Here is a 23,094-nt window from a genome sequence, read left to right on the forward strand (position 1 = left end):
ACATCCCTTATGTAGTTGAGTTATTTTTGTTGTTATGTGTGTGTTTTTATAGCGCGCGATTGTATTGTGATCTTTATTCCAAGTTAAGTGGGTAAAATACTGTTCGGTTAACAAATATTCGAACCATACGGTAAAAAACAAAAAAAGCCGACAGATGTCGGCTTTTTTGTAATATTTCTTTGACTTACAAAGAGTTAACGCATAGTTGCAATCTACCTACACAGATGGATTCAGCAAGAAATCTGGAAAGGTTTGTGTGATAAGGCTTATATGCCTTTTCCAGAAAAACAGTAAACTTTCACTATTTTTCCCCAATTTGAGCTTTGATGTTATCAGTTTCCAGAAAATCCGTCTTGCAGTTATTAACTCAATGTGAGTTTCACCAAATTAACCTTAGGCTACCTACGCTAGTTTAGACTCAATAATTTGCGAACTTGAAAGTGTAGCGTGCTGCTTAGATTCATAGGTGCAATTTTATACTAGATAAAAGCGTTTCTCTTCTTCTTCACTACACCACTTTGAGTTGTGGTTTTTCGTAACGGACTCAAGAGTTTGGTTGGTAGAAGCGTATTCAGCACCATCCAGCAGTTTGTCCTCTCTAATCTTTTTCCACTCCTCGGGGTAAAATGTGGCCACAATAAAGCTCGCAAACGCTTGTGGAGTCATTATTTTTTTTATGGGAATTCGAGACTGATTATCGTGTCCTATATGAAGGTGAGTCACGGGGTGATGAGTCTTGTGGTACTGATCTGGATGGATGTCTACTCGAATAGGGGTATACGCACCTTTAGCTAACTCAGTTTCAACATACTGTTGATGCATAGTATCTACATCTACTAGGTATTCTTCTATATCTTCAGGAGTATATTGAGCAGTGATCAATTCTTGTTTCAGTTGGTCTTCGAATTGCTCGATTGTCATCAACGATTCGAAAGGAGACATAAAGTACTTAAAGCTATCAGGTTTAAACAAAATCAAACTCTCATCAGAGAGTTTGATGTGGTACCAGAACTTATCGTTATGTATCTTCCATTCTTCTGGGTAGCTAAGACCTCGAACTTGACTCACATACCCACTAGGTAGATATGGATTATCGGAATGTATGAGTAAGCCAGCCTTTTGAAACAATTCTTTCGCTCTTTTTACTGAACTTGTATACGCGCCATTATTAGCCATTACCCTTTTCCTCTCTAGCACGCATTTCGGCTAATATCCGTTCTAGCTCTTCTGTCCCACCTACTTTCTTTGCAAAGTCTTCCATTTCCTTGATACGCTTTTCTTCAGTAGCTGATTTCTTGTTTAAATCTCTCTGTATACGCTGCAGTCCTTCTTCAGAAGGGTAGTTGAATCTGATATTTGGACAGTGACTCAATGCAGTGTCCAGTTCAGAAAAAAGTTTATCTGCAACATTTTTATACCCAGTGAGATGCAACCATCCTTTAGTGCGCGTCATTGCGGTAAATAGTAAGTTTCGATTCCTTACATTCAAGTTATGGCATACAGCATCACATCCAATTAAGTAGACTGAGTACGCTTCATTACCTTTAGCTTTATGAATCGTACTAAATGTGACTCTACCTTTAACGTGGAAGTCATTTATTGAGTATTTGTTGGCGTGTGTATTATTAGTAGCAATACCACGCTCATTGAGTATTATGTCCAATTGTGTGAAATAGGTATTGCAACCTCTATCATCCATACAAATGACAAGGATATCTTCTGGTAATAAGCCTTCAGATTGGATGTCATACAGAATACGATTGGCCACATAATTAACTTCTTCTTCGTGGTCATTGAATCCGCTCTGATGTTGGACAAGGTCGCTTACAGGCTCTTCAGATAGAATTGGTGAATTCTCTTCGCTACGATGCACTACTACAGATTCATTCAGTTCGAATTTGCCAGAATCTCGGCTATGTACTTCGTAACCAAAGTCTTTCCATGAGTCCACAGAATCGATGATTTGGACTTGTTGACCATAGACACCTAAGCCGATTGCATGCGCTGATACTAGAATTGCTCGAGGAGTTCGGTAGCAGATTTCCAAAATATCGTCTTGAACGAAGTCTACCCCTTTCCCCAGTATTTCAGGGCCGGTTATTACTTTGGGTTGAAAGATATTTTGAAATACATCAGAACCGAAAGTCACGCGGTTGTTTTTTGCTAGTTTCGTACAAAGCTGCAGATAATATGGCCCATAATCTTGAGCTTCATCGACAAAAACATAATCGTAGGCTGGTTGGATTTCCGTCGACTCTAGCAACTCTTTACAAGCGTATTCAAAAGGGCTTAGACCTGTTCCGAAAGTTCTTTGCTGAGCACTAGTAAGTGTAAGTGGCGTGACATTATGATAGAGGCATGCGTTGTAGTAGACACCGGGGTTGGTTCTTCCTCCCCATGCATGCATTACTTTTACACAATCTAAGTAGCTATTGTCGTCGTGAAATTCACGGAAAAAACGATGAATCAGCCTTCCAACATGTTGGTAAAGGGTTTTCGTACTAAATGTATAAAGAATTGAGACGTCGGTACTGCGCTCGCGTAAGAGTGTTTGAACAACCTTCATTGCTAAAATAACAGTTTTACCAGACCCCGCTAGTCCACGGATTCTATGTGGGCCATTTACTGCAGGGATGTACCCATCTTGTTGGTGATGGTCAAATTGAAGGATTCTTGACTCAATTTGGTGCACTTTAGACACTTTTGAGTTTTCATCATAAGCAGCTGCGTTTCTTGCTGCAGGTTTTAACAGACCTTTGGCCCCTTGCAATGATGAGATAGTTTCTTCAATTAAAATCGCATTAATTGAATCTGTTCTACGTGATTCGATATGTGAGATGAAAGCTGGTGTAGTTTCGATCAGATTATATGAGCACTCAACAGATACAAGTTCATCACCGGATACATGGCGAGCTAAAAAAATGGCATCAATAGGAATGGCCAGTTGCCCCAGCCCCGAACGTAGTTTGTCGTTTTTAAATAGCTTTGATGTGATATGCCCAGCTACTTTATCTAGTTTACTCTCTTCTTGCTTGAATGTGCTCGGTGTGTAACGAGTCATGCCTGATGAATAGATGATGATCACCCCGTGGCTTGGGCTGATTAATAGGGCTTGCGTAATAACTACATCGCTGTTGTCATCTTTGTATAGTGGGAATTCTAAAAACAGATGAGCGTTTTCTATACCAAGCGTTTGCTCATTTTGATGTAAACAGTCAACAATATGTTTTATTTCTGAGTTTGACTCTATGTCAAAACTTTTAGGGACTATATGCATAATTTTAAAGCCTGATTTTTAAATAGTTTTGATGTGATAACATGCTGTTTGAGCCTGCCAAGTATTTCCCACGAACCTTTGTGAACATCTAATTGTTAGCCCTTTAAACTCTCCACCTAAGTGGTGGTCTGGGTTTAGTTTATCGTGCCACTCTCTTACTCTTTTTTGAAGCTTGTATGGGCAAATCTTTGATAATGTTAACTACTATATTCAGTTAGCCTAAAATGACTTTGATAAAAAGGTGCTTTGGGATTAGCGAACATCTTTAGTAGTGACGCTTTATTTGCGATGAATACTGATTGTGTGTTACTTCCTTGCCGTGTCGTCAATACGGTACGTAGCGAATAAGTCACATCAATATTTAAAGGAGCAAGTGAATCGCAGTTTACAAACCATAACAACGATTTTTTGCTTCCATTTTCGATAGCTTCCAGAAAACCTAAATTTTCTTTTGCACATAATGCAGTCGCAGCATCGTCGTATTCAGAAAAGTCTAAATAGTGAACACTGATATCTTTTTTTTCGGCAATTAAGGTGGCAATTTTTATGAAGTCTGGGTGGATTGTTGCAGAATCAGCGGTAGAGATTCTAAAGTCCATATCCCATGCATTGTGAACAAAAATTTCAGGAGTTATTTGATGTCCATGAAGGGCACTTTCTTTGTTCTTATTCAATCTAAACTCTGGTTAGGTTGTCTTGGTTATTTTAATAGAATAAATCATGAGTAGCCAATGTACCATCAGCCATGTTGAGATTCGTAGTTATGGCGTTCTTAGACATGTTTGTACGCCTGATTTTGCTATGATTCAACCAGTATCGGTGGTTACTGATATTTAGCTATTGCTGTGAATCTGACTTAGATATAGAACTTATTTTTAGGTGTGACTCTCTCTTTTTTCTCTGTCTTTAAATCATATTTCCTGTGTTATCTGGTGCGGATGAGTAGTTAGTCAGCTCGAAAGTAAGATCCAGCCAATTCCGAAAGTAAGATCCAGTAAAATCCGAAAGTAAAAGAAACTACTATCCAAGAAATCTCATTTATCCTTCTTTTTTTGTTGGTTTTTTTGTTAATATTCAATCGCTTAGTGTTTGGTGTGTTATTTGTGACTTAATAGTTGAACTATAAGTTCATCTGTATAGAGAGTTAGATAAGTTTATAGCTTAATAATTTTGACAACTGACTTTTAGTCAAAATGAGTTTTTTGGGGAAAGTGGTAGCCCACTTAGATGAAGGTTTCGTGGGCTAGGTGGTGTTACCTGATTTGTGCAATCTTGTTTCTTTTTAACTTGGCAAGTTTCTCTCGTAGCTCTTTATTTTCATATTCTAACTCATTAATACGAGCTAGTGCCTGAACTAGCTTGTCATTGAGGTGGTGTTGAGCCGCGGCAAATAAAGCCAGCTTTTCCTTTTCAGATTCAAACTTTGCTTTGAAATTTTGCTTGATACGTTTTTGTTCCTTGAGCTTAATGCGCACGATCTGAATCTCTGGCTGCACATAGTCGCCTTTGGCTTTAGCTATTTCTGCTTTACATTGCTTTACCTTTTCAACAAACTCAGGGTAGTAGTAACCACTGCCATTTCCTAGGCTAGCCTCCTCCTCCACAGCCCTGACACTGAGTTTACGAGAGGTAGGTATTCGGTTGGGTTTACCTTGAATTATTCGCTGTAACGCTGTTTCTAAGGTGGTTAGAGTACTTTCACTTTTCCCCATTACAAGCTCCCCGTGATTCTTAGCTCCGCTTCAAAAGGCGAAAATTCCATATCAAAATCAGACATTACATTCTCTGCCGCTCGAATTTGAGTGATGTAGTGGCTACGTTCGCTGACGGAAATATCGTTACCTAATGCCATGTAAGCAACTAAGCTACTGTGCTTTTTTTGCCACCACTTTGCTTGTTGCTCATCAATGATGCTGCTTCCGGAGCTACAATCTACGCAGAATTGAGGGGTAACTACTCCATCCATATCGCAATCATAGCCTGATTTGCAATAGCTATGGGCCGTGCCATGAAGGGTCAGTTTTCCATCTTTGACGGCTTTATAAATTATGTCCCAAGAACTATAGATGTGTGGCGTATCACCTCGCATCTTTAAAATAGCTTTGCCATGTGAACCTGATAGTTTTTCATCTGAGTGCCATTGTTTAAAGATTTTATTTGTGGTGGTTTCTGCATTAATTTCATCGAGTGCCTTTTGCACTTGCTCGTCAACTTTCAGATCCCGTAGGCTCGCCAGCCTCCCACCATTGGTATACCACTCGGTCATCGCGAGGTATAAGTGCTTGAATTGTTGTTTGAGCGCTACTAATGTCCCTAGGCGGTTCTTAATGCAATAAAAGGCCAAAGTACGCCTAAACTGATGAGCCGTTATGTGCCATGGATTTCCAACAGTTACGTCTTTTTTTACACGGTTGAATGAGCGAGGGTTTGACTCAAGGCATTCTGCAAAATCCTCTTCAGTTACAATGAAATTGAACTGCTTACAAAAACGCTGTAGTCGGTGATTCCAGCCTGTAATTAATGTGGGGGGCTTGGAGCGGTATGTTTTATTTACCCAAATGGAGTCTTTGTATTTTTTATCTGGGTAAGTGATTTCTTTGCGCCATTCTTCAGTTAATGTGGTCATTAACTCTATTGCAGTTTTGGAGGATGAAGCTGTAACCCATGTTTCTCGCTTATGGCCTAACTTAAAAGTGTGAGATTGCAGCATGTGGAAATCACGTCCTTCAAAGGTATCCTTGTAATAGCTTCTAGGCGTTAATTTATCGATTTCGGAATCTCGCATACCGCTAAAGCCACCACATACGATATAGCAAGCATTAGTTAGTTGACCCCAGTAGCGTTTAAAGTCTGTTCCATTGTTTAGTCTAATGCTTGGTACTTTAGCGGCTAATGGTTCTACAAGCTCTTTAACTTTGCATGGTTGTAACTCTTGAGCTGCGGAAATGTATTTTCGCTTATCGAAGCTACCATCCTCACCCATGAAGGAATAACGGTTCCCTTGCTTTATTTTTTCTTCAAGATTGCGCACCCCCTCGTCATAGTTATGCTGTAGAGACTTCTCAATATCTAAAATCAATTGTCTATGTGGGTGAGCATCATTGACCAGTTCTATAGCTTTTCCATAAATGGCATCACATAAACGTTCAGGTATAACAAGAGTTTGTTGTGCTTCATTTGAACTTATCCGTCTTGCTTCAATATTTGACTTTATTGGATTAAGACCAAGCTCAAGTTTGTGCCATGACTCATCATTTATGGCGGTATTTATTGCCACAAAAGTAGACTCGATGGTTCCTTGGGCATAGTTACGATTTTGCAAGAAGTGTTCAAACTTAGTCCATACAACAGGCGATCCAAGATCTTTCAATGAGCTATAGTTACTCTCCATCAAGAAACTATAAACTACCTTTATATTACTTAATCGAGTGCGAACACTTGAGAACTTTATTGCTTTTTTCTGTTTAGGACTTTTATTAAATAACCAACCAAAACTCAGCAGCTTAAGTTCTCGTTGTAACTTAGGAGCACGTTTGAATTCTTCTGTGTTTAGATTGTTGTTCTCTTTCTTTCGAGAGAAAGGTAAGCAATCCCAACTGTTTTGCCCAAAGGTGGCGGTAACGTTTCCGTCTTTATCCTTGCAGATGACGATGGCATCTAGCTCTTCATATCTTTTCTCATGGTAGAGCGTGACTATATCAACATCCGTGACTTTATGCTGATGTGGGAAATCGGGCATATAGAGTTTAGATGTATCCATTATCCTACCTCGACTGGTGATTTTGGAATTAAGCTTAAAACTGATTCGTTGTCGCTCCATGCGGGGTGCAAGCCATCATCATCAAGCTTGGCTACTGCCTTTCTAAATATCTGTTGATTTATGCTTGGTAGTATTTTTTGCTCGATAAACTTTACAATTTTTCCAAAGTTTTTTTTGTAATGGCTGGCATCCAAGTGAAGGAATAGTGATTCTTCAATACAGGCTTTGAATGAGAGCAGGCACCAGATATCTGATACCGACTGAACAATCACTTGGTCTGGGCAACCAAAACACCCAAGTAGGTCTGCACAGGCTAATCGTTCTCCCTCCTTCGCAAGTCCCTGTGTTTGGGCTTTCTTGGTGTACTTTTGGGACTTTTTACCAAATGGGGAAGCGCAGCTACCGCCATTAGAAGTTCGGCTTAAATTGGGAAGGTTAATCTTGTTTTCTTCCTCGATAACCAGTACCTCAATACTGAGGTTTTTCTGAGCCTGCTGGGTACTGACCCTGCTCTTGACCTGCTCCTCCCGAATTGACATCGTATCTTGCATCATGCCGTTATTTGCCAGCTTATTTCCCTCGCTATAGTGACGCTTACGGGTGTTGGGTGTGTTGTTAAGCATGAGGTTATTCACCATTTCACCTTGATGATATGAGGTTAGTTGAGAGCCTGTTTCACGAAAGCGGCTTATGTTAGGGCGTAAGCGTCTTCCCATTTGATCTGTGAAGGAAAAATGTTTTTCTACCCACTTTTTCAAAAAAGACTGAAGCTTTGAAGTCTGTAACTTTTGCACCTTTCGAGATGCAATAGTTTGAAGAAGAGTCGCTTCTTCATTTGTGCTAATTATTCTTGATGCATTGAGTAGTTTGTCGAAAAATGTCATAGCATATTTGGGTATATCTAACTCGTGCTCACCTATCTCAACTTGAATGGTTTTAAATGCACGACGTTTAAAAGCGGGCATGGTATACCATGTTTCCCCTGTTGATATTGATGCGTTATTAGGTTGCTTTAACCTAAGTAAATCAGTGGTGTTAGCGTAAGTGTAATAAGCGAGTAGGTAGGTGGCTGCACACATCATCTTCGTTATGCCGCCGCAAAGTTTATATTCTCTACCTTGCCATTCAAAGATCATGGTCGGGGTATTTTTATAGGCTTGAATATGCGTTTCAGGATTTTTGATAAATTGTGAATAGGTTTGATTGAAAAGACGTCTTAGAAATGGAAGTAGTTGTTTTAAATCGCTTTGAGTGTAGGATTCATAAGATTCTCTATCGCTACTATCCATGATAACCACGTTATTAAAGTAATAGTGTGGTAGATCAAGATATCGAGAAAATAGGGTGACCATATTAGCTCGTCTATTCTTATACGTGCTACTTTTGAGTTCGCCTCGCATTACTATGGTTTGTAAGTGTTCCATATACCCCTCTAATGAGCTTTGGGTAAATGCTGGCTCGTTTTTTTTATCGCACCACCGTAGGTATTGAGAGGCTTCAAAATAAATGCCATATAGTGAGTCGTGACTAACTCCTTCATCTATTTTTTCACTAAAACTGTCTTTTAACTGAACAACGAACCCTTCACGATCTGCAAACTTGAATTGGTTGCTTTGCTGTAACTCTTTGCTTGATGGTAAGTTATTGAATAAGAAACGGTTAAAGTCTGCTGAAAGATTATCTCTGGCATCAAGCTTGATACAGAGGTCACGCCTCCATCCTGATAAATAGGTTAGCTCAGTCATCCTGACCTCCTAGCACATCGTGCATAATGGAATCGAGGGTGCCAAACTTCACTTTGAACGCCTCTTTTCGTTTTAGAAAGCGTAAATACTTCCAAGTCGTACTTTCATCTTTATGCCCCATCCAGCCCATCAGAAGCTCCATACAGTCAACAACGGGCAATCCAGCCTCTAGCAAATCACTGAGGCGATAGGTGCTATAGGTGGCGCGTAAATCATGGAAACGATGGGTAAATGATGGCTCTGCCTGTTTTATTTCTGCCCTGAACTCAATCCATCGAGCTTCAATTGATTTCCCCGTAGCAGGGTTGCCTTGCTGACTAACAAAAATTGGTTCATGGCGGTCACAGCGCTCCAGTTTTTCAACGGTCTTCTGGGTGAAGGTGGGAGCATTGCTGTCTAATTGTTCTATTTTCTCGTTGAGCCTAGTAACACGCTTCAGGCGGCGTTCTGAAATTCGATATTCACTCAATGATTGGAGCAAGTCCGATGAAATCTCGACAGTCCGAGTTTTTAGGAACTTGGTTTGTACGCCTGTAGAGCGGGGGCATAACAAAATTTCAAAGCGATGTTGGCTCTCAGCAAGTGGAATTGCAGTATCTAACGCATCTAGTGTTAGGGTTGCTACTTCTTCAACCCGCATACCTGTATCAATCGCAAGCAAGGCTTGTAAGCGCAACTCTTCAGACGTTTGTGGAAGGTGCTGGGTTAAAATACCAAGAGCATCACGGCTTAATGGGGATAGTGGCCTGATGTTTTTACTATCTGCATCCCTCGGCACTTTTATGCGTAAATCACTGGTCTCAACAATGAACGTTGAGGATATGTGGGCAAGCATTCCACTGTTCTTAACTGAGACAAATTCCATTTTGAATGGGGCTTCTTTCTCATTTTTTACACATAGATAACCATCATGCATTAGCCACTTATAGTAATTGACGATTTGGTTCATACGAACACTGGCAGTGCTGTGTGCAAGCATGCCTTGTTTTATTTGCTTCAGCAGGTGAGAGCGGTATAGGTAAGTTGGTTTGAGCCGTTTGACTGGCGGGAATTTATCCCAACTCAACCCCTTATCATCAAGAAATTGATAGTAGGCACGCAAAGCCTGCGCGCAGGGGGATAAGTCTTCTGCCTTCTTTACGGCCTTGAGATAAAACAGGTAGCTGTTGGCTTCGTGATTGAATACACCATCTTGCGAAAAGAGGGTTGGCAGCGAACCGATATTGTCATTGGAAGGGAGGCAATGGAATGTACCATTATCTAGTTTTTGTAGCTCAGTCTCTTTGAAAACATCGCTGGAGTGTACAAGGTATGTCATAAATCATCCTGAAAAATATCACTGTCCATGTATACAGTATGGACAGTGGTTGATTATTTTCCAGATTTATTTACGTGTGTAAGATGCTTTTCCTACACTAACCCCTCATGGTAACGAACTCTTCGCTGCCCGTTGGGTGAATTGCCACAACAGAGTCGAAGTCTGCTTTGGTTGCGCCCATCTTCATTGCAACGCCGAAGCCTTGAATCATCTCATCAACCGTGAAGCCGATGCCGTGTAGGCCGACTACTGTCTCTTCTTCGCCAGCACATACTAGCTTCATCTTACAAGGTTGACGGTGCTTGGTTACTGCTGTGTACATCGCAGTGAAGCCAGATGTGTAAACCTTGATGTTGTCTTTGCCGTACTTCTCTTCAGCTTCTTGAGTCGTTAGACCAATAGTACCGATAGGTGGGTGGCTGAATACAACAGTAGGAACTAGGTTGTAGTCCATTTTCGCGTTAGTTTGACCGTTGAATAGGCGCTCAGAAAGCTGACGACCTGCTTTAACCGCTACAGGAGTTAGCTCGATACCGCCTTCCATGATGTCACCAACACAGTAGATGCCAGGAACGTTAGTCGCTTGGAATTCGTCTACCTTGATGTAGCCACGGTCGTTTGTCTCCACGCCAGTTGATGCTAGGTTGATAGCATCGGTCGCTGGGTGACGGCCGATAGCCCAGATTAGGTGGTCAACATTTTGAGTGTTGCCATTCTCTAGGTGCAGAGTCAGCGTGCCATCCGCTTCTTTCACAACTTCTTTAGGCACAGAGTGCGTGTGAAGTGTTGGACCTTCTGCTTCCATTACTTCTACTAGCGTTTCGATGATCATTGGATCGAAGCTACGTAGTGGAGATTCTTTACGGCAGAATAGGTGTGTTTCTGTGCCAAGTGCGCTTAGAACGCCAGCGATCTCAACTGCGATGTAACCCGCGCCGATAACAGCAACGCTTTTTGGTTGCTCCATCAGGTCGAAGAAGCCATTTGAATCGATGCCGTATTCTGCACCTGGGATGTTTGGAATCGTTGGACGACCACCTACCGCGATCAGGATGTGATCTGCTGTGTAGTGTTCGCCGTTAACTTCAACCGTCTTTTCGTCAACGAACTTAGCAAAACCTTTGATTACGTTTACTTTATTGTTACCAAGTACGCGATCGTAAGATTGGTGGATACGACCAATGTACGCTTGGCGGTTCTCAATCAGTTTGCTCCAGTTGAACTTCTTCACTTCAACATCAAAGCCGTAGTCTTCAGAGTATAGGTTGATCGCTTCAGCTACTTGAGCGCCGTGCCACATTACCTTTTTAGGAACACAACCAACGTTTACACAAGTACCACCAAGGTCTTGAGCTTCGATAAGTGCAACTTTTGCACCGTGCATTGCCGCGCGGTTTGCTGATGCGATGCCGCCTGAACCGCCACCGATACAGATGTAATCAAAATGAGTCGCCATTACTTTCTCCATTTATTGAGGGTTGTAGTCACAGTGAGCACACTGGATCCCTACGTCCTATAGATTCTAAAATTGTCTAATTATTATATTGAGGGCAGATTGGTTGAACTCAATCTCCCTGTTCTAAATTTATTCGTCCACATCACAGTCTTTTGACTGCTCTTTGAGCTTCGATGTGGCGTCGAGATTACTCAGGTACGATCCACTCTACTTTGTAGTGACCGGTTGCTGGTGCAATTGCTTCCTTCAAGAATGGAAGAATCTCGTTCATTTGGCTTTCTAGCTTCCAAGGAGGGTTGATAACAATCATGCCTGATGCTGTCATGCCACGCTCGTTGGTGTCTGGTGATACGCCAAGCTCGATCTGTAGAATTTTGTTGATGCCCAAGCTTTCTAAGCCTTCGATCATGTCTTCGATGTCACAACGGTTCACTACCGGGTACCAAATTGCGTAGATACCGGTTGCCCAGCGCTTATGGCTTTGAGCAATGGCTGTCACTACATCACGGTACTCTTTTGCAAGTTCGTACGGTGGATCGATCAGTACTAAGCCGCGGCGCTCTTTTGGCGGCAGGCTTGCCTTTAGACGCTTAAAGCCATCTTCTTTGTAGATCGATACCTGACGATCACGGTGGAACTCTTGCTCAAGCAGTGGGTGGTCTGCTGGGTGAAGCTCGGTCAGTACCATGCGGTCCTGGTCACGCAGGTGGGCACGTGCAACACGTGGCGAACCTGGGTAGTAGCGCAGCTTGTCACTGTTGTTTAGCGTTGAGATAGACTCAAGGTAGCTTTGAATGTCTTCAGGAAGATTTTGCTGTTCCCAGACGCGAGCGATACCTTGTTTGTATTCACCGGTTTTTTCAGACCATTCATGCGTTAAGTCGTAACGACCTACACCAGAGTGAGTGTCATGGTAAACAAAAGGCTTATCCTTCTGTTTCAAAGAATTAAGAATAAGGCTCTGTACGATATGCTTTACTACGTCGGCATGATTGCCTGCGTGGAAGCTGTGGCGATAACTTAACAAATTAAACTCTCGTAACACTCTCGTTTTAGAGTGTGGTTAGTGTAGGTGGGTTAATCTGATTATTATAACCCTCAATGGACCATAAATTCTCGAACAATTCGGGGACAGTCGTCAGCTATCTGCAGTTAGTTATTGGTTCTACTATTGAAATTTGCCTTTATGGGCACTATTTAATAACTATTCGCAGGTGATTTTTTAGGGCGCTGCTTAGCCTGATGACTGTAAGACGACCTCATTACAAAAAAGACGAAAGTCTCTAACGCCAAAGGAATGTTTATATGTCTAATCCGCTATTAACCTTCACGGACTTACCTCCGTTTTCACAAATCAAACCTGAGCATGTTAAGCCAGCGGTTGAGCAAGTGATTGAAGCGTGTCGCAACAAGATAGAACAAGTACTTGAAGGTAATGCTTCGCCAAGCTGGGACAACCTAGTTGCTCCAATTGAAGAAGTGGATGATCGTTTAGGCCGTGTTTGGTCACCAGTAAGTCACATGAACTCGGTTGTGAACAGTGACGAGCTGCGTGAAGCGTATGAAAGCTGTTTACCTCTGTTGTCTGAGTACGGCACGTGGGTTGGTCAACACAAAGGTCTGTTTGAAGCGTACAAAGCGATCAAGGCGAGCGAGGCGTTCTCTGGGTTAAATCGAGCTCAACAAAAAACTATTACTGATGCACTGCGTGATTTCGAACTGTCGGGCATTGGCTTACCCGCTGACGAGCAACACCGCTATGGCGAGATCAGCAAACGTCAGTCTGAGCTGGGTTCTCAATTTTCAAACAACGTACTTGATGCAACCATGGGTTGGAGCAAGCAGGTCACTGATGTTGCTGAATTGGCAGGCATGCCTGAATCAGCACTGGCGGCGGCAAAAGCGGCGGCAGAGGCTAAAGAGCAAGAAGGTTACCTGCTGACTTTAGATATCCCATCGTACCTACCAGTAATGACCTACTGTGATAACCAAGAGCTGCGTAAAGAGCTGTACGAAGCTTACGTTACTCGCGCTTCAGACCGCGGCCCAAACGCAGGTAAGTGGGACAACACAGAGATCATTACCGAACAGCTTAAGTTGCGTCACGAGATCGCACGTATGCTTGGCTTTGGCACTTACAGCGAGAAATCTCTGGCAACCAAAATGGCAGAGACGCCAGATCAGGTTCTAGGCTTCTTAAATGATTTAGCGGTGAAAGCGAAACCTCAAGGTGAGCGTGAAGTGGAAGAGCTGCGCCAGTTCGCTGAAAAAGAGTTTGGTGTGTCTGAGCTAGAACTTTGGGACATCCCTTACTACAGCGAAAAACAGAAGCAGCACCTATTCCAAATTTCAGATGAAGAGCTACGCCCTTACTTCCCTGAATCGAAAGCGGTATCGGGCCTGTTTGAAGTACTGAATCGTGTATTCGGTATGACAGTGAAAGAGCGTGAAGGCGTCGACACATGGCATGAGTCGGTACGCTTCTTTGATATCTTTGATGCTAATGGCACACTGCGTGGTAGCTTCTACCTAGATTTGTACGCTCGTGAACACAAGCGTGGTGGTGCATGGATGGATGACTGCCGCGGTCGCCGTATTACCGCTGCAGGTGAACTACAAACGCCAGTCGCTTACCTAACGTGTAACTTCAATAAACCAGTTGGCGACAAGCCAGCATTGTTTACCCACGATGAAGTTGTGACTCTGTTCCATGAGTTCGGCCATGGTATCCACCACATGCTGACTCAAGTAGAAGCTGGCGCGGTTGCAGGTATCAATGGTGTGCCTTGGGATGCGGTTGAGTTGCCAAGTCAGTTCCTAGAAAACTGGTGTTGGGAAGAAGAGGCATTGGCGTTCATCTCTGGTCATTTCGAGACCGGTGAAGCGCTACCTAAAGAGATGCTAGAGAAGATGCTAGCGGCGAAGAACTTCCAATCTGCGATGTTTATTTTGCGTCAGCTAGAATTCGGCCTGTTCGACTTTACGCTACACACTACTTACGACCCAGAAGTGGGTGCGCGCGTACTTGAAACACTGGCTGATGTGAAGTCTAAAGTGGCAGTACTGCCAAGCCTTGATTGGAACCGTTTCTCACACAGCTTTAGCCACATCTTCGCTGGTGGTTATAGCGCGGGTTACTACAGCTACCTTTGGGCTGAAGTGCTATCAGCAGATGCGTTCTCAGCATTTGAAGAAGAGGGTATCTTCAACACTGAAACGGGTAACCGCTTCCTGAATAACATCCTAGAAATGGGTGGCAGTGAAGAGCCAATGGAGCTATTCAAACGCTTCCGTGGTCGTGAGCCTCAAATCAATGCGATGCTGCGCCATGCAGGTATCAGCGCGTAATATTGTGCTGGTTAGAATGTAAAAAGAGCCTTCTAGAGAGGCTCTTTTTGTATCTGTTTATCAAGCGACTATGGGTTCACATTACGATTGATTGGGTTTTGCAGTGAGATTAGCGTCTCGGTTGATTGCACTTCATCAATTGCCTGCAACTTATCGATCAGGACGAACTGCAGCTCTTCAATCGACTTACACATCAACTTAACGAAAATATTGTAGGCACCAGTGGTGTAGTAGGCTTCAACTACTTCATCTAGAGCATTCAGTTTGGCGATTGCCGAGTGGTAATCTTTGGCTGCATTCAGGTTGATACCAATAAAGCAACATACGTCGTAACCTAGCTTTTTCGTGTTTACCACCACCTCGGTACGCTCAATAATGTCGGCCGATCTCATTTTCTCGATACGGACGTGAATAGTCGCAGGGCTTACGTCAAACTGCTTGGCCATCTCGGCGTAAGGCGTACGAGCATCTTCCATCAAGGTTTTCAGAATGGCACGGTCTAGGTCATCGAGACGAGCGGTGGTTGTGGACATGCGTAACCCTTAGATTTAATGAAAATATATCGGCTAGAGTACATATCATAGCCAAGGGTGATAATATTAGCAGCAACAATGGTGTTAGGGTGAATTCAGTGCGATTTTGGGTGTTATTTATTGCGATGTGTTGGAGCGTATTCGCTTCGGCGCAGACAAAAGATGTATTGGTTATCCACTCCTACCATCAAGGATTTTTCTGGACGGATGATTTCCATAAAGGGTTATCCGAAGAACTCGATCGCGACGGGTTGTCTTACCGCGTCGTTTACCTCGACAGCAAACGCTCTCAAAATCCTGAATACCTAGAGCGCGTGTACCAGCTTTACCACACCAAATTAATGCACGAAGAGTTTGCAGCGGTTGTGGTGAGTGATAACAACGCCCTAAACCTGATGAAGCGTTTAGCGTCAGATCTCGATGGAACCCCGGTCATCTTTGGTGGCATCAACAACTTCTCTCCTAAAATGATCGAAGGTTTGAACGCAACCGGTATCACTGAAGACATCGATCTGGTTGGTAACATCGAACTGATCAAGCGCCTCCAGACGACCGTGAAAAAAGTCTACATGGTGACCGATCATTCGGTGACTGGTGAGGCCATTCGTGCGCAAATCGATCTGTTTATTGAAACTAACCCTCAATTTGCAGATTTGATTGAACATTATGTTCCAGACTCATACCAAGAACTGACGACTTTTTCGCAGCGTGCAGACCTAGGGAAAAGCTTGCTGTTTTGGGCGTATTACCGAGATGCGAAAGGTGAAGTGAGTAGTGATGAAGATTGGCGACAACTGAACATTAAAACGCAAATGCCGCTGTATATGGTGCATGACTTAGGCCTAGGTTTTGGGGCCATTGGCGGGGTGATTCAAAGCGGTGAAACTCAAGGACGTAACACGGGGCGCGTTTTGTTGCAGGTGTTGGCGAATCCTAATGATCCGTTACCTCCTGTAGTTGCTGGTGCACCGGAGATTAAGCTCGACTATCAACAAATATCGCGTTGGGATCTCGGCGCTGAGAATGAAGCTGCAGTGACATTCCTCAACAAGCCTAAGTCTTTCCTGACGCGCTACCGCGATGAAATTCGCACCATAGGTTTAATGTTCCTTGGTATGTCGTGCGTGATCGCCACCTTGGTGTATTACCTCAATCGTCTTAAGAAAAGCGAACGTGCAAGCCGCCAAAGCCAACGACTGTTGGAGTCGATATTCGACCAGAGCCTTCAGTTTATGGGCATTATCGACAAAGACGGTGTATTGCTGTCGAGTAACAGCAAGCTGCATGAACTGCTCTACAATCAGGGTTACAAGTTAGGAACACCTTTGCAAGAACATCAGCACTGGGAAGATTCTGCCAGTGAGGTGTTGAAAGAGTATTTTGTTGAGCGAGATGATCACCCATCTTTACGCTTTGAAGCTGAGGTTTGGTGTCGAGATCGCGGTGCGATGGTGCTGGATATCTCACTGAAGCCGATGCCGGGCAGCGAAGAAGGTGATATTCAGTTCTTGTTTGAAGCGCGCGATGTGACTTCACGTAAGTTGGCTGAGAACAAGCTGTTCCAACGTGAAGCGAACCTAAAACTCTATTACGACAAACAACCGGTGATGATGATTACCTTGGATGGCAATAACCGCATCCAACAAGTGAACCAGTTTGCCGAAGAGCTGCTTGGTTACCCACTGGATGAACTTTTAGGTCATCGCCCTAGAGAGTTCTATGTCGATGAGAACGCGATGATTCCACGTCATATCTTGTTGCAGCCACAGCATAAGATCCGCGGGGTATGGCGTCGTGATATTGAATATCGTCATGCTGATGGCAGTACGATCTGGATTCGAGAAAATATTCGTCCGCTGGTGGAGTCTGATCAGTTGCTGATTGTGGGTGAAGACATCACCGAGACACATGAGCTTTCTGAGAAATTGGAGTATCAGGCGCGCTATGACTTGCTGACTGATACCTTTAACCGCAACCACTTTGAGCAAGAGCTACAGAAGGCACTCAAAGAGGTTGAGAGCCACATGCGTACCCACGCAATGCTGTTTTTAGACCTAGACCAACTGAAAGTTCTGAACGATACCGCAGGGCATGAAGCGGGCGATGCTGCGATCTTGTTTAGCGCGCAGTTATTGGAAGAGGTACTGCCATACAATGCGGTATTGGCGCGTATGGGTGGTGACGAGTTTGCTGTACTCATCAAAGACTGTACTGAGCGAGATGCGGTGAATGTGTGTCGCAGTATCATCTCTATGATGGGCGACAATCCATTCTTGTGGGATGACATCCGACTAAACTTGACCTGCTCTATCGGTATTCGATTGATTGACCATACCGCGGCTTCACCACAAATGGTGCATGCTCAGGCAGACGCGGCATGTCATGCAGCCAAAGAGGAAGGGCGTAACCGTTATCACCTTTACCATCAAGATGATGAAGACTTGCGTCGTCGTCACCTAGAGATGGAGTGCGTCAATTTAGTACATGAAGCTTTAGCTAATGATCGCTTGGAGTTGTTTGCGCAGCGTATTTTAGGTTTAGACGAAGACAGCGACAAAATGCACTTCGAGATCTTGGTCCGCATTAAGAACGTCGATGGGGAATACATCTCTCCAGGGATCTTCATGCCAGCTTCTGAGCGCTACAACATTGCGCATTTGATTGATCGCCAAGTGATCGGCCAGACACTGAGCTGGTTGGAACAACGTCCACATCTGATTGATGAGCTAGGGATGTGCTCTATCAACCTTTCTGGTCACTCGATGGGTAACCGAGAGTTTGTTGAGTTCTTGATTGAAAGCTTGAGTAACTCGTCGATTCCGTGTCATAAGATCTGCTTAGAGATCACCGAAACAGCGGCGATGAGTAACATGAAACAGGCGATCAAGTTCTTCACTCGAATCAAAGACCTCGGCTGCATGATCGCGCTGGATGACTTCGGATCTGGTTTATCGTCGTTTGGTTACTTGAAGAAGTTGCCAGTCGACATCGTTAAGATCGATGGCCTGTTCGTGCGTGATATTGATGTCAATGAGATGGACCATGTGATGGTTCGTTCTATCAATGATCTAGCCAAGCAGATGGGTAAGCACACAGTGGCCGAGTTCGTTGAAAACACCCAGATCATCGACAAGTTGATTGAACTCGGTGTGAACTACGCACAGGGTTATATCATTGGTCGACCTAAGCCGCTTGCTGAGCTGGTTGATGAACTTCAGCAAGAACGAGCGTTAGAAAACGCAAACTAACTAGGCCTTGTGTACAGCCTTGTTTTAATCTCGTGACTTTCGGTGCTAATAGTTTGCACCGCTAATATGTATTGTTGAGGCAATCAGGTAAACTGGTTGCCTCTTTTGTTTTGAATACTACTGTCTGTTGGAGACGACCTTGCAACTACAACTGATTTGCGAAGATGCTACCCAAATCGATCATCTGAATGACTTAGCGACTCGTTGGAATTTATCTCACGCTGAAAACAGCGAATTTGCTTTGGTGCTGACTAGCGAGCGACTTGAGCTGCGCAAAGTAGACGAGCCCAAGTTAGGCGCTATCTTCGTTGATTTAGTTGGCGGCGCGGTTGGTCATCGACGTAAGTTTGGTGGCGGTAAAGGTCAAGCTATTGCCAAGGCGGCAGGTTTAAATAAAGGGGCTACGCCAACCATTCTTGATGGCACGGCTGGCTTAGGGCGCGATGCATTTGTACTGGCTTCTCTAGGTTGTAAGGTGCAGATGGTCGAGCGTCATCCTGTTGTTGCAGCGCTGCTTGATGATGGATTACAGCGTGCGCAGCAAGACCCTGATATCGGTGGCTGGGTTAGCGAACGTATGAAATTGATTCACGCTTCAAGCCACGATGCGCTGGATAAACTCAGTGACGATCCTAACTTTGAGCAACCGGATGTGGTGTATCTAGATCCAATGTACCCACATCCAGAGAACAAAAAGAAATCGGCTCTAGTCAAAAAAGAGATGCGCGTATTCCAATCTTTGGTCGGTGCAGACTTAGATGCTGATGCTCTATTGGCACCTGCAATGAAGCTCGCATCAAAGCGAGTTGTGGTCAAAAGACCTGATTGTGCGGCTTGGTTAGATGAGCAAAAACCGAGTATGGCGATCGAAACCAAAAAGAACCGTTTTGACGTGTATGTGAAAGCATCAATGACTTAATTGAAGCATCAATAACTTAGACACACGCTAAGAAAATTTCCCGTCATAAATACGATAAATTGCTATTTAACACTTGCGATAGTCGCGTTACGGATGTATATCTAACTAAGAATCATTATTATTCTTAGCTGGAGTTGTAGCATGGCTAAACGCTTTTGTAAGTTAAACCGTCGAGATATTACCGAACACCTAGGCGAGATCCACAGCTTGGTTACTGAACCTAAGTTTGTGTGTCGCTCTTGTGCGCGTTCATCGGCGGACGAAGCGAACCTATGCAAACCATCTGCAATCCCACCGCTTGGCTGCCAGAATAAGCCGATTGAAGAAAAGGCGGCTTGTGGTCTGTTAGCCGAAACGCTACCAAAGCCTGAAGTCACCTTGGCAGAGGTCCCAGATTCATCAGTACAACTGTTTGACCCAGCCGCTGCTCTTGGAGACGCAGACAAACAAGCGTCACCGAAAAAAGCCAAACTGAAAAAACGCATTGCTAACGCGAGTGGTGCTGAGAAATCAGAACTGAAGCGAGCGAAGAAAGCGGCTAAGAAACAAGAGAAATACAATAAGAAGCTGGCGAAGATGATTAAGAAGCAGCAAAAGCTGTTTAAGAAAAGCCAGAAGCTGGAAAGTGAATTGGAACGCATCAACCTACGACTTGATGATGTAGCCTTCACGGAAAACCAGGCTGTGGTTGTGAATCACATCCACTAACAACAGCTGTTGAACATTATTCAACGCGTTAGCCAGATCTAAAAAGAGCGACCTTAGGTCGCTCTTTTGCTTTTTGTCTCCTAAGAGAACTTGGCCGCGCTGGCGCATTTAAATCTGTTGGGCGTTGCTCGCCGATCTCGCGACACGCTTTTTCACCCACGTCTCATTTACGATGAGAGAAAGCAAGATAACCCCGCCGCCAATCGAAAGTCGCACCAAATCAACGTCTCGGTTCCAGATCAGGATGTTTACGACTAGACCTGCAGGTACCAACACGTTATTCATTACGGCAAGTGCACCTGCATTTACCATGCATGCGCCTTTGTTCCACATAAAGTAGCCCAATCCAGAAGCGATTAAGCCAAGGTAGATCAGGATTCCCCATTGAAGTGAAGTGGTCGGTAGTTTTTCAGGGTTGCCTAGTAGTAAGAAAGCAACCGAAGCCACACATAGAGCGCCGAGGTAGAAATAGCCAAATACGGTATGTTGAGGAAGTTCTGTCGATTCCTTCTCCATCACAACTTTATAGCCCACCTGACCAATCGCAAAGCATAGGTTCGCGCCCTGTACGACTAGGAAGCCAACTAAAAAGTTGTCGTTGATGCCGGCGAACTTAATGAATACCGCGCCTAATACCGCAATCGCAGCCGTGACTAAGTACCAAGGTGAGAACTGCCCTTTGAGAAAGTCATAAATCAGTGTGACATAAATTGGGGTAAAGACAGTAAATAGCAAAACTTCCGGTACGGATAGCAGCAAGAAAGATTGGTAATAGAAGCAGTACATCAGGCCAAGCTGAATACCACCAATTGCCATCAATTTGCCGATCAATTTCCCAGGGATGCCACGGAATTTCAGGAAAGGAAGAAACACGATACCTGCCAGAGCAACACGCATCAGAACAGAGAACCAAGAATCAACCTGACCAGCAAGGTAGACGCCGATCAGGCTAAAAGAGAAGGCCCATAGGAGGGTAACACCAGCTAAATAGCTCATAGTAAAACTTCGTTAATAAGATATGAGCTGTATGTTACCTAACCTTAAATCATTAGTCTTCTGAATCTCTCAGAGGCACGACCAGCATATCCACCGGAGAGGCGTTGATCAGTTGTCGTGTTGAAGAGAGCAGCTTGCTCCAAAAATCTTGATGGTGCCCACATACCACTAAATCAACGTTGTATTCTGTGATGGTATCGCACAGTTCATGGCTCAAATCACCGCTACCTACAAGCGTATGAGTGATCGGGTATTGAGCGTGTTCCGCAAAGTTTTGTAGCTGAATGCGAGACGCTTCCATCGCGTTGTGTTGGGTCTCTGCCATATTGATGTCAATCAGTCCGGTATAGAGCTCTGCGTAGTTAATATCGATATGGATAAAAGAGACTTTGGCTTCTAATGGCTTTGCCAATGCTACCGCTTTATCCACAATTAATTTGCTGTCATCTGATAAATCGACCGCGACCAAAATATGTTTGTAACTCATATCGCTACCTCCTTTATTCATTGTCTGATTAAAGATTAGCACTATGCGATGCCTTTTTTTGCTGAAGTGATCTCATATCCATCGTCTTGCGTAGTGAAGGTTCGAAATATCGGTTAACTAATGGTCAGCGAGATATTAATAAAATAGTGATATAGTAAAGAAAATTGAGGATGTACTTAGGAGTCTTAAATGCTGTCAAAAACTATGGTTGAGCAACTGAACGATCAAATTAATCTAGAATTTTTCTCATCCAATCTATACTTACAAATGAGTGCTTGGTGTGAAGACAAAGGATTTGAAGGTGCAGCAGAGTTTCTGCGTGCTCATGCGGTAGAAGAAATGGAACACATGCAGCGTCTTTTTACTTACGTAAGTGAAACAGGTGCAATGCCAATTCTGGGTGCGATTGAAGCACCAAAACATGAATTTGAAAGCCTTGGCGCAGTATTCCGTGAAACCTACGAACACGAGCAGATGATTACTGAAAAGATCAATAAGCTGGCTCACGTTGCTTTCAGCACACAAGACTACTCAACCTTTAACTTCCTGCAATGGTACGTTGCAGAGCAACACGAAGAAGAGAAGTTGTTTAAAGGTGTATTGGATAAGCTAGAGCTTGTTGGTGAAGACGGTAAAGCACTGTTCTTTATTGATAAAGACTTAGCGCAATTGGCAAAAGATGGTTCATCTTCAATCATGGATGCTCCTGCAGTCTAGGCTGTAAGAAAAAGACTCTGATTATCTTTTTCTTTTGAGTTTTCCTTTGAAGATGTAGGGAGGAAAGGATGATCAGCGGCGACACTATTCTATTTGCACTAATGGTTGTGACTTGCGTGAACTGGGCACGTTATTTTACGGCGCTACGCACGCTTATTTATATTATGCGAGAAGCACATCCTCTACTTTATCAACAAGTAGACGGAGGTGGGTTCTTCACAACTCATGGCAATATGACCAAACAAGTACGCTTGTTTAGTTACATCAAAAGCAAAGAGTACCACCATCACCACGACGAAGTGTTCACTTCCAAGTGTGATCGTGTAAGACAGTTGTTCATACTCTCTTCTGCTCTGCTGGGTGTAACGTTATTGTCTGCGTTTATCGTTTAGGTGAGCGATACGTGTGATTAGAGCGTCGGTTGTTCGTTTGGCGAGCTTAGCAATGTTAGACAAGCTTCTCGCGCAATAGCAGCTGTCTGAGATTTGTACGATTGAACACCAATTGCAAAGTTTAAAATTGCCGCTAAAATAGCGAGCAATTAGTAAGGATGTGCTGTTAACGCACATCCTTTTTTATTGA

18 protein-coding genes are annotated in these 23,094 nt (G+C 43.7%); 6 read left to right on the forward strand and 12 right to left on the reverse strand.

Going from position 1 to position 23,094, the window contains the following annotated elements:
- Positions 1-474: 474 nt before the first annotated feature.
- From F0251_RS04080 to F0251_RS04120, 9 genes are all read right to left on the reverse strand, one after another.
- The gene (locus F0251_RS04080) at positions 475-1,176 is read right to left on the reverse strand and encodes a DUF2290 domain-containing protein (RefSeq protein WP_171730381.1); all 702 of its coding nucleotides are present in this window, start codon (positions 1,174-1,176) and stop codon (positions 475-477) included.
- On the reverse strand, positions 1,169-3,277 hold the full coding sequence (locus tag F0251_RS04085; protein ID WP_171730382.1) for a DEAD/DEAH box helicase: 2,109 nt from the start codon (positions 3,275-3,277) through the stop codon (positions 1,169-1,171). The genes F0251_RS04080 and F0251_RS04085 overlap by 8 nt, the downstream gene beginning before the upstream one ends.
- A 197-nt stretch (positions 3,278-3,474) precedes the next feature.
- Entirely contained in the window at positions 3,475-3,951 is a 477-nt protein-coding gene (locus tag F0251_RS04090; protein WP_253821613.1) for a hypothetical protein, read from the reverse strand.
- A gap of 579 nt (positions 3,952-4,530) precedes the next feature.
- The gene (locus tag F0251_RS04095) at positions 4,531-4,989 is read right to left on the reverse strand and encodes a hypothetical protein (RefSeq protein ID WP_171730383.1); all 459 of its coding nucleotides are present in this window, start codon (positions 4,987-4,989) and stop codon (positions 4,531-4,533) included.
- Positions 4,989-7,037 carry a hypothetical protein gene (locus F0251_RS04100; RefSeq protein ID WP_171730384.1) on the reverse strand — a complete coding sequence of 683 codons (2,049 nt, stop codon included), beginning with the start codon at positions 7,035-7,037 and terminating at the stop codon, positions 4,989-4,991. The genes F0251_RS04095 and F0251_RS04100 overlap by 1 nt, the downstream gene beginning before the upstream one ends.
- On the reverse strand, positions 7,037-8,782 hold the full coding sequence (locus F0251_RS04105) for a hypothetical protein (RefSeq protein ID WP_171730385.1): 1,746 nt from the start codon (positions 8,780-8,782) through the stop codon (positions 7,037-7,039). The genes F0251_RS04100 and F0251_RS04105 overlap by 1 nt, the downstream gene beginning before the upstream one ends.
- Entirely contained in the window at positions 8,775-10,100 is a 1,326-nt protein-coding gene (locus F0251_RS04110; RefSeq protein ID WP_171730386.1) for a site-specific integrase, read from the reverse strand. Before F0251_RS04110 ends, F0251_RS04105 begins: the two co-directional genes overlap by 8 nt.
- A 97-nt stretch (positions 10,101-10,197) precedes the next feature.
- Positions 10,198-11,556 (reverse strand): glutathione-disulfide reductase, encoded by a 1,359-nt coding sequence (gene gorA, locus F0251_RS04115; RefSeq protein ID WP_171730387.1) that lies wholly within the window; start codon positions 11,554-11,556, stop codon positions 10,198-10,200.
- A 187-nt stretch (positions 11,557-11,743) separates the two neighbouring features.
- Positions 11,744-12,583: a 23S rRNA (adenine(2030)-N(6))-methyltransferase RlmJ gene (locus F0251_RS04120; protein ID WP_116869858.1), complete on the reverse strand. Its 840-nt coding sequence runs from the start codon at positions 12,581-12,583 to the stop codon at positions 11,744-11,746.
- Positions 12,584-12,861: 278 nt separating this feature from the next.
- Between F0251_RS04120 and prlC the strand changes: the two genes are divergently transcribed.
- Positions 12,862-14,904: an oligopeptidase A gene (prlC, locus tag F0251_RS04125; RefSeq protein ID WP_171730388.1), complete on the forward strand. Its 2,043-nt coding sequence runs from the start codon at positions 12,862-12,864 to the stop codon at positions 14,902-14,904.
- A 68-nt stretch (positions 14,905-14,972) separates the two neighbouring features.
- Here prlC and asnC read toward each other — a convergent pair whose 3' ends face one another.
- Positions 14,973-15,437 (reverse strand): transcriptional regulator AsnC, encoded by a 465-nt coding sequence (gene asnC, locus F0251_RS04130; RefSeq protein ID WP_008218581.1) that lies wholly within the window; start codon positions 15,435-15,437, stop codon positions 14,973-14,975.
- Positions 15,438-15,562: 125 nt separating this feature from the next.
- On the opposite strand from asnC, the gene F0251_RS04135 reads away from it, so the two are divergent.
- The 3 genes from F0251_RS04135 to F0251_RS04145 all read left to right on the forward strand — a co-directional run bounded on the left by F0251_RS04135 (position 15,563) and on the right by F0251_RS04145 (position 20,312).
- Complete coding sequence (locus F0251_RS04135; protein ID WP_171730492.1) at positions 15,563-18,685, forward strand: bifunctional diguanylate cyclase/phosphodiesterase; 3,123 nt, start codon at positions 15,563-15,565, stop codon at positions 18,683-18,685.
- Positions 18,686-18,824: 139 nt separating this feature from the next.
- Entirely contained in the window at positions 18,825-19,604 is a 780-nt protein-coding gene (locus tag F0251_RS04140) for a class I SAM-dependent methyltransferase (protein ID WP_171730389.1), read from the forward strand.
- Between the two features lie 141 nt (positions 19,605-19,745).
- Positions 19,746-20,312 carry a hypothetical protein gene (locus tag F0251_RS04145; protein ID WP_171730390.1) on the forward strand — a complete coding sequence of 189 codons (567 nt, stop codon included), beginning with the start codon at positions 19,746-19,748 and terminating at the stop codon, positions 20,310-20,312.
- A 108-nt stretch (positions 20,313-20,420) separates the two neighbouring features.
- Here F0251_RS04145 and F0251_RS04150 read toward each other — a convergent pair whose 3' ends face one another.
- On the reverse strand, positions 20,421-21,308 hold the full coding sequence (locus F0251_RS04150) for a carboxylate/amino acid/amine transporter (RefSeq protein WP_105057723.1): 888 nt from the start codon (positions 21,306-21,308) through the stop codon (positions 20,421-20,423).
- A gap of 52 nt (positions 21,309-21,360) precedes the next feature.
- Positions 21,361-21,795 carry a universal stress protein UspA gene (gene uspA / locus F0251_RS04155; protein WP_061033089.1) on the reverse strand — a complete coding sequence of 145 codons (435 nt, stop codon included), beginning with the start codon at positions 21,793-21,795 and terminating at the stop codon, positions 21,361-21,363.
- Positions 21,796-21,984: 189 nt separating this feature from the next.
- Here uspA and ftnA point away from each other — a divergent pair, with 189 nt between their 5' ends.
- Both ftnA and uspB read left to right on the forward strand, forming a co-directional pair.
- Entirely contained in the window at positions 21,985-22,512 is a 528-nt protein-coding gene (gene ftnA / locus F0251_RS04160; RefSeq protein ID WP_008218572.1) for a non-heme ferritin, read from the forward strand.
- A 68-nt stretch (positions 22,513-22,580) separates the two neighbouring features.
- Entirely contained in the window at positions 22,581-22,904 is a 324-nt protein-coding gene (uspB, locus tag F0251_RS04165; protein WP_061033090.1) for a universal stress protein UspB, read from the forward strand.
- Positions 22,905-23,094 lie beyond the last annotated feature (190 nt).

This window comes from Vibrio sp. 070316B, from assembly GCF_013114115.1.
In the GTDB taxonomy this organism is placed as follows: Bacteria; Pseudomonadota; Gammaproteobacteria; order Enterobacterales; family Vibrionaceae; genus Vibrio; species Vibrio chagasii_B.

Bases quoted from the DNA above. Each gene is read 5' to 3' on its own strand.
- F0251_RS04105 (WP_171730385.1), bottom strand. From the start codon at position 8,782: ATGACTGAGCTAACCTATTTATCAGGATGGAGGCGTGACCTCTGTATC.
- F0251_RS04100 (WP_171730384.1), bottom strand. From the start codon at position 7,037: ATGGATACATCTAAACTCTATATGCCCGATTTCCCACATCAGCATAAA.
- F0251_RS04135 (WP_171730492.1), top strand. From the start codon at position 15,563: ATGTGTTGGAGCGTATTCGCTTCGGCGCAGACAAAAGATGTATTGGTT.
- uspA (WP_061033089.1), bottom strand. From the start codon at position 21,795: ATGAGTTACAAACATATTTTGGTCGCGGTCGATTTATCAGATGACAGC.
- uspB (WP_061033090.1), top strand. From the start codon at position 22,581: ATGATCAGCGGCGACACTATTCTATTTGCACTAATGGTTGTGACTTGC.
- F0251_RS04150 (WP_105057723.1), bottom strand. From the start codon at position 21,308: ATGAGCTATTTAGCTGGTGTTACCCTCCTATGGGCCTTCTCTTTTAGC.
- asnC (WP_008218581.1), bottom strand. From the start codon at position 15,437: ATGTCCACAACCACCGCTCGTCTCGATGACCTAGACCGTGCCATTCTG.
- F0251_RS04080 (WP_171730381.1), bottom strand. From the start codon at position 1,176: ATGGCTAATAATGGCGCGTATACAAGTTCAGTAAAAAGAGCGAAAGAA.
- F0251_RS04145 (WP_171730390.1), top strand. From the start codon at position 19,746: ATGGCTAAACGCTTTTGTAAGTTAAACCGTCGAGATATTACCGAACAC.
- ftnA (WP_008218572.1), top strand. From the start codon at position 21,985: ATGCTGTCAAAAACTATGGTTGAGCAACTGAACGATCAAATTAATCTA.
- F0251_RS04110 (WP_171730386.1), bottom strand. From the start codon at position 10,100: ATGACATACCTTGTACACTCCAGCGATGTTTTCAAAGAGACTGAGCTA.
- gorA (WP_171730387.1), bottom strand. From the start codon at position 11,556: ATGGCGACTCATTTTGATTACATCTGTATCGGTGGCGGTTCAGGCGGC.
- prlC (WP_171730388.1), top strand. From the start codon at position 12,862: ATGTCTAATCCGCTATTAACCTTCACGGACTTACCTCCGTTTTCACAA.
- F0251_RS04095 (WP_171730383.1), bottom strand. From the start codon at position 4,989: ATGGGGAAAAGTGAAAGTACTCTAACCACCTTAGAAACAGCGTTACAG.
- F0251_RS04085 (WP_171730382.1), bottom strand. From the start codon at position 3,277: ATGCATATAGTCCCTAAAAGTTTTGACATAGAGTCAAACTCAGAAATA.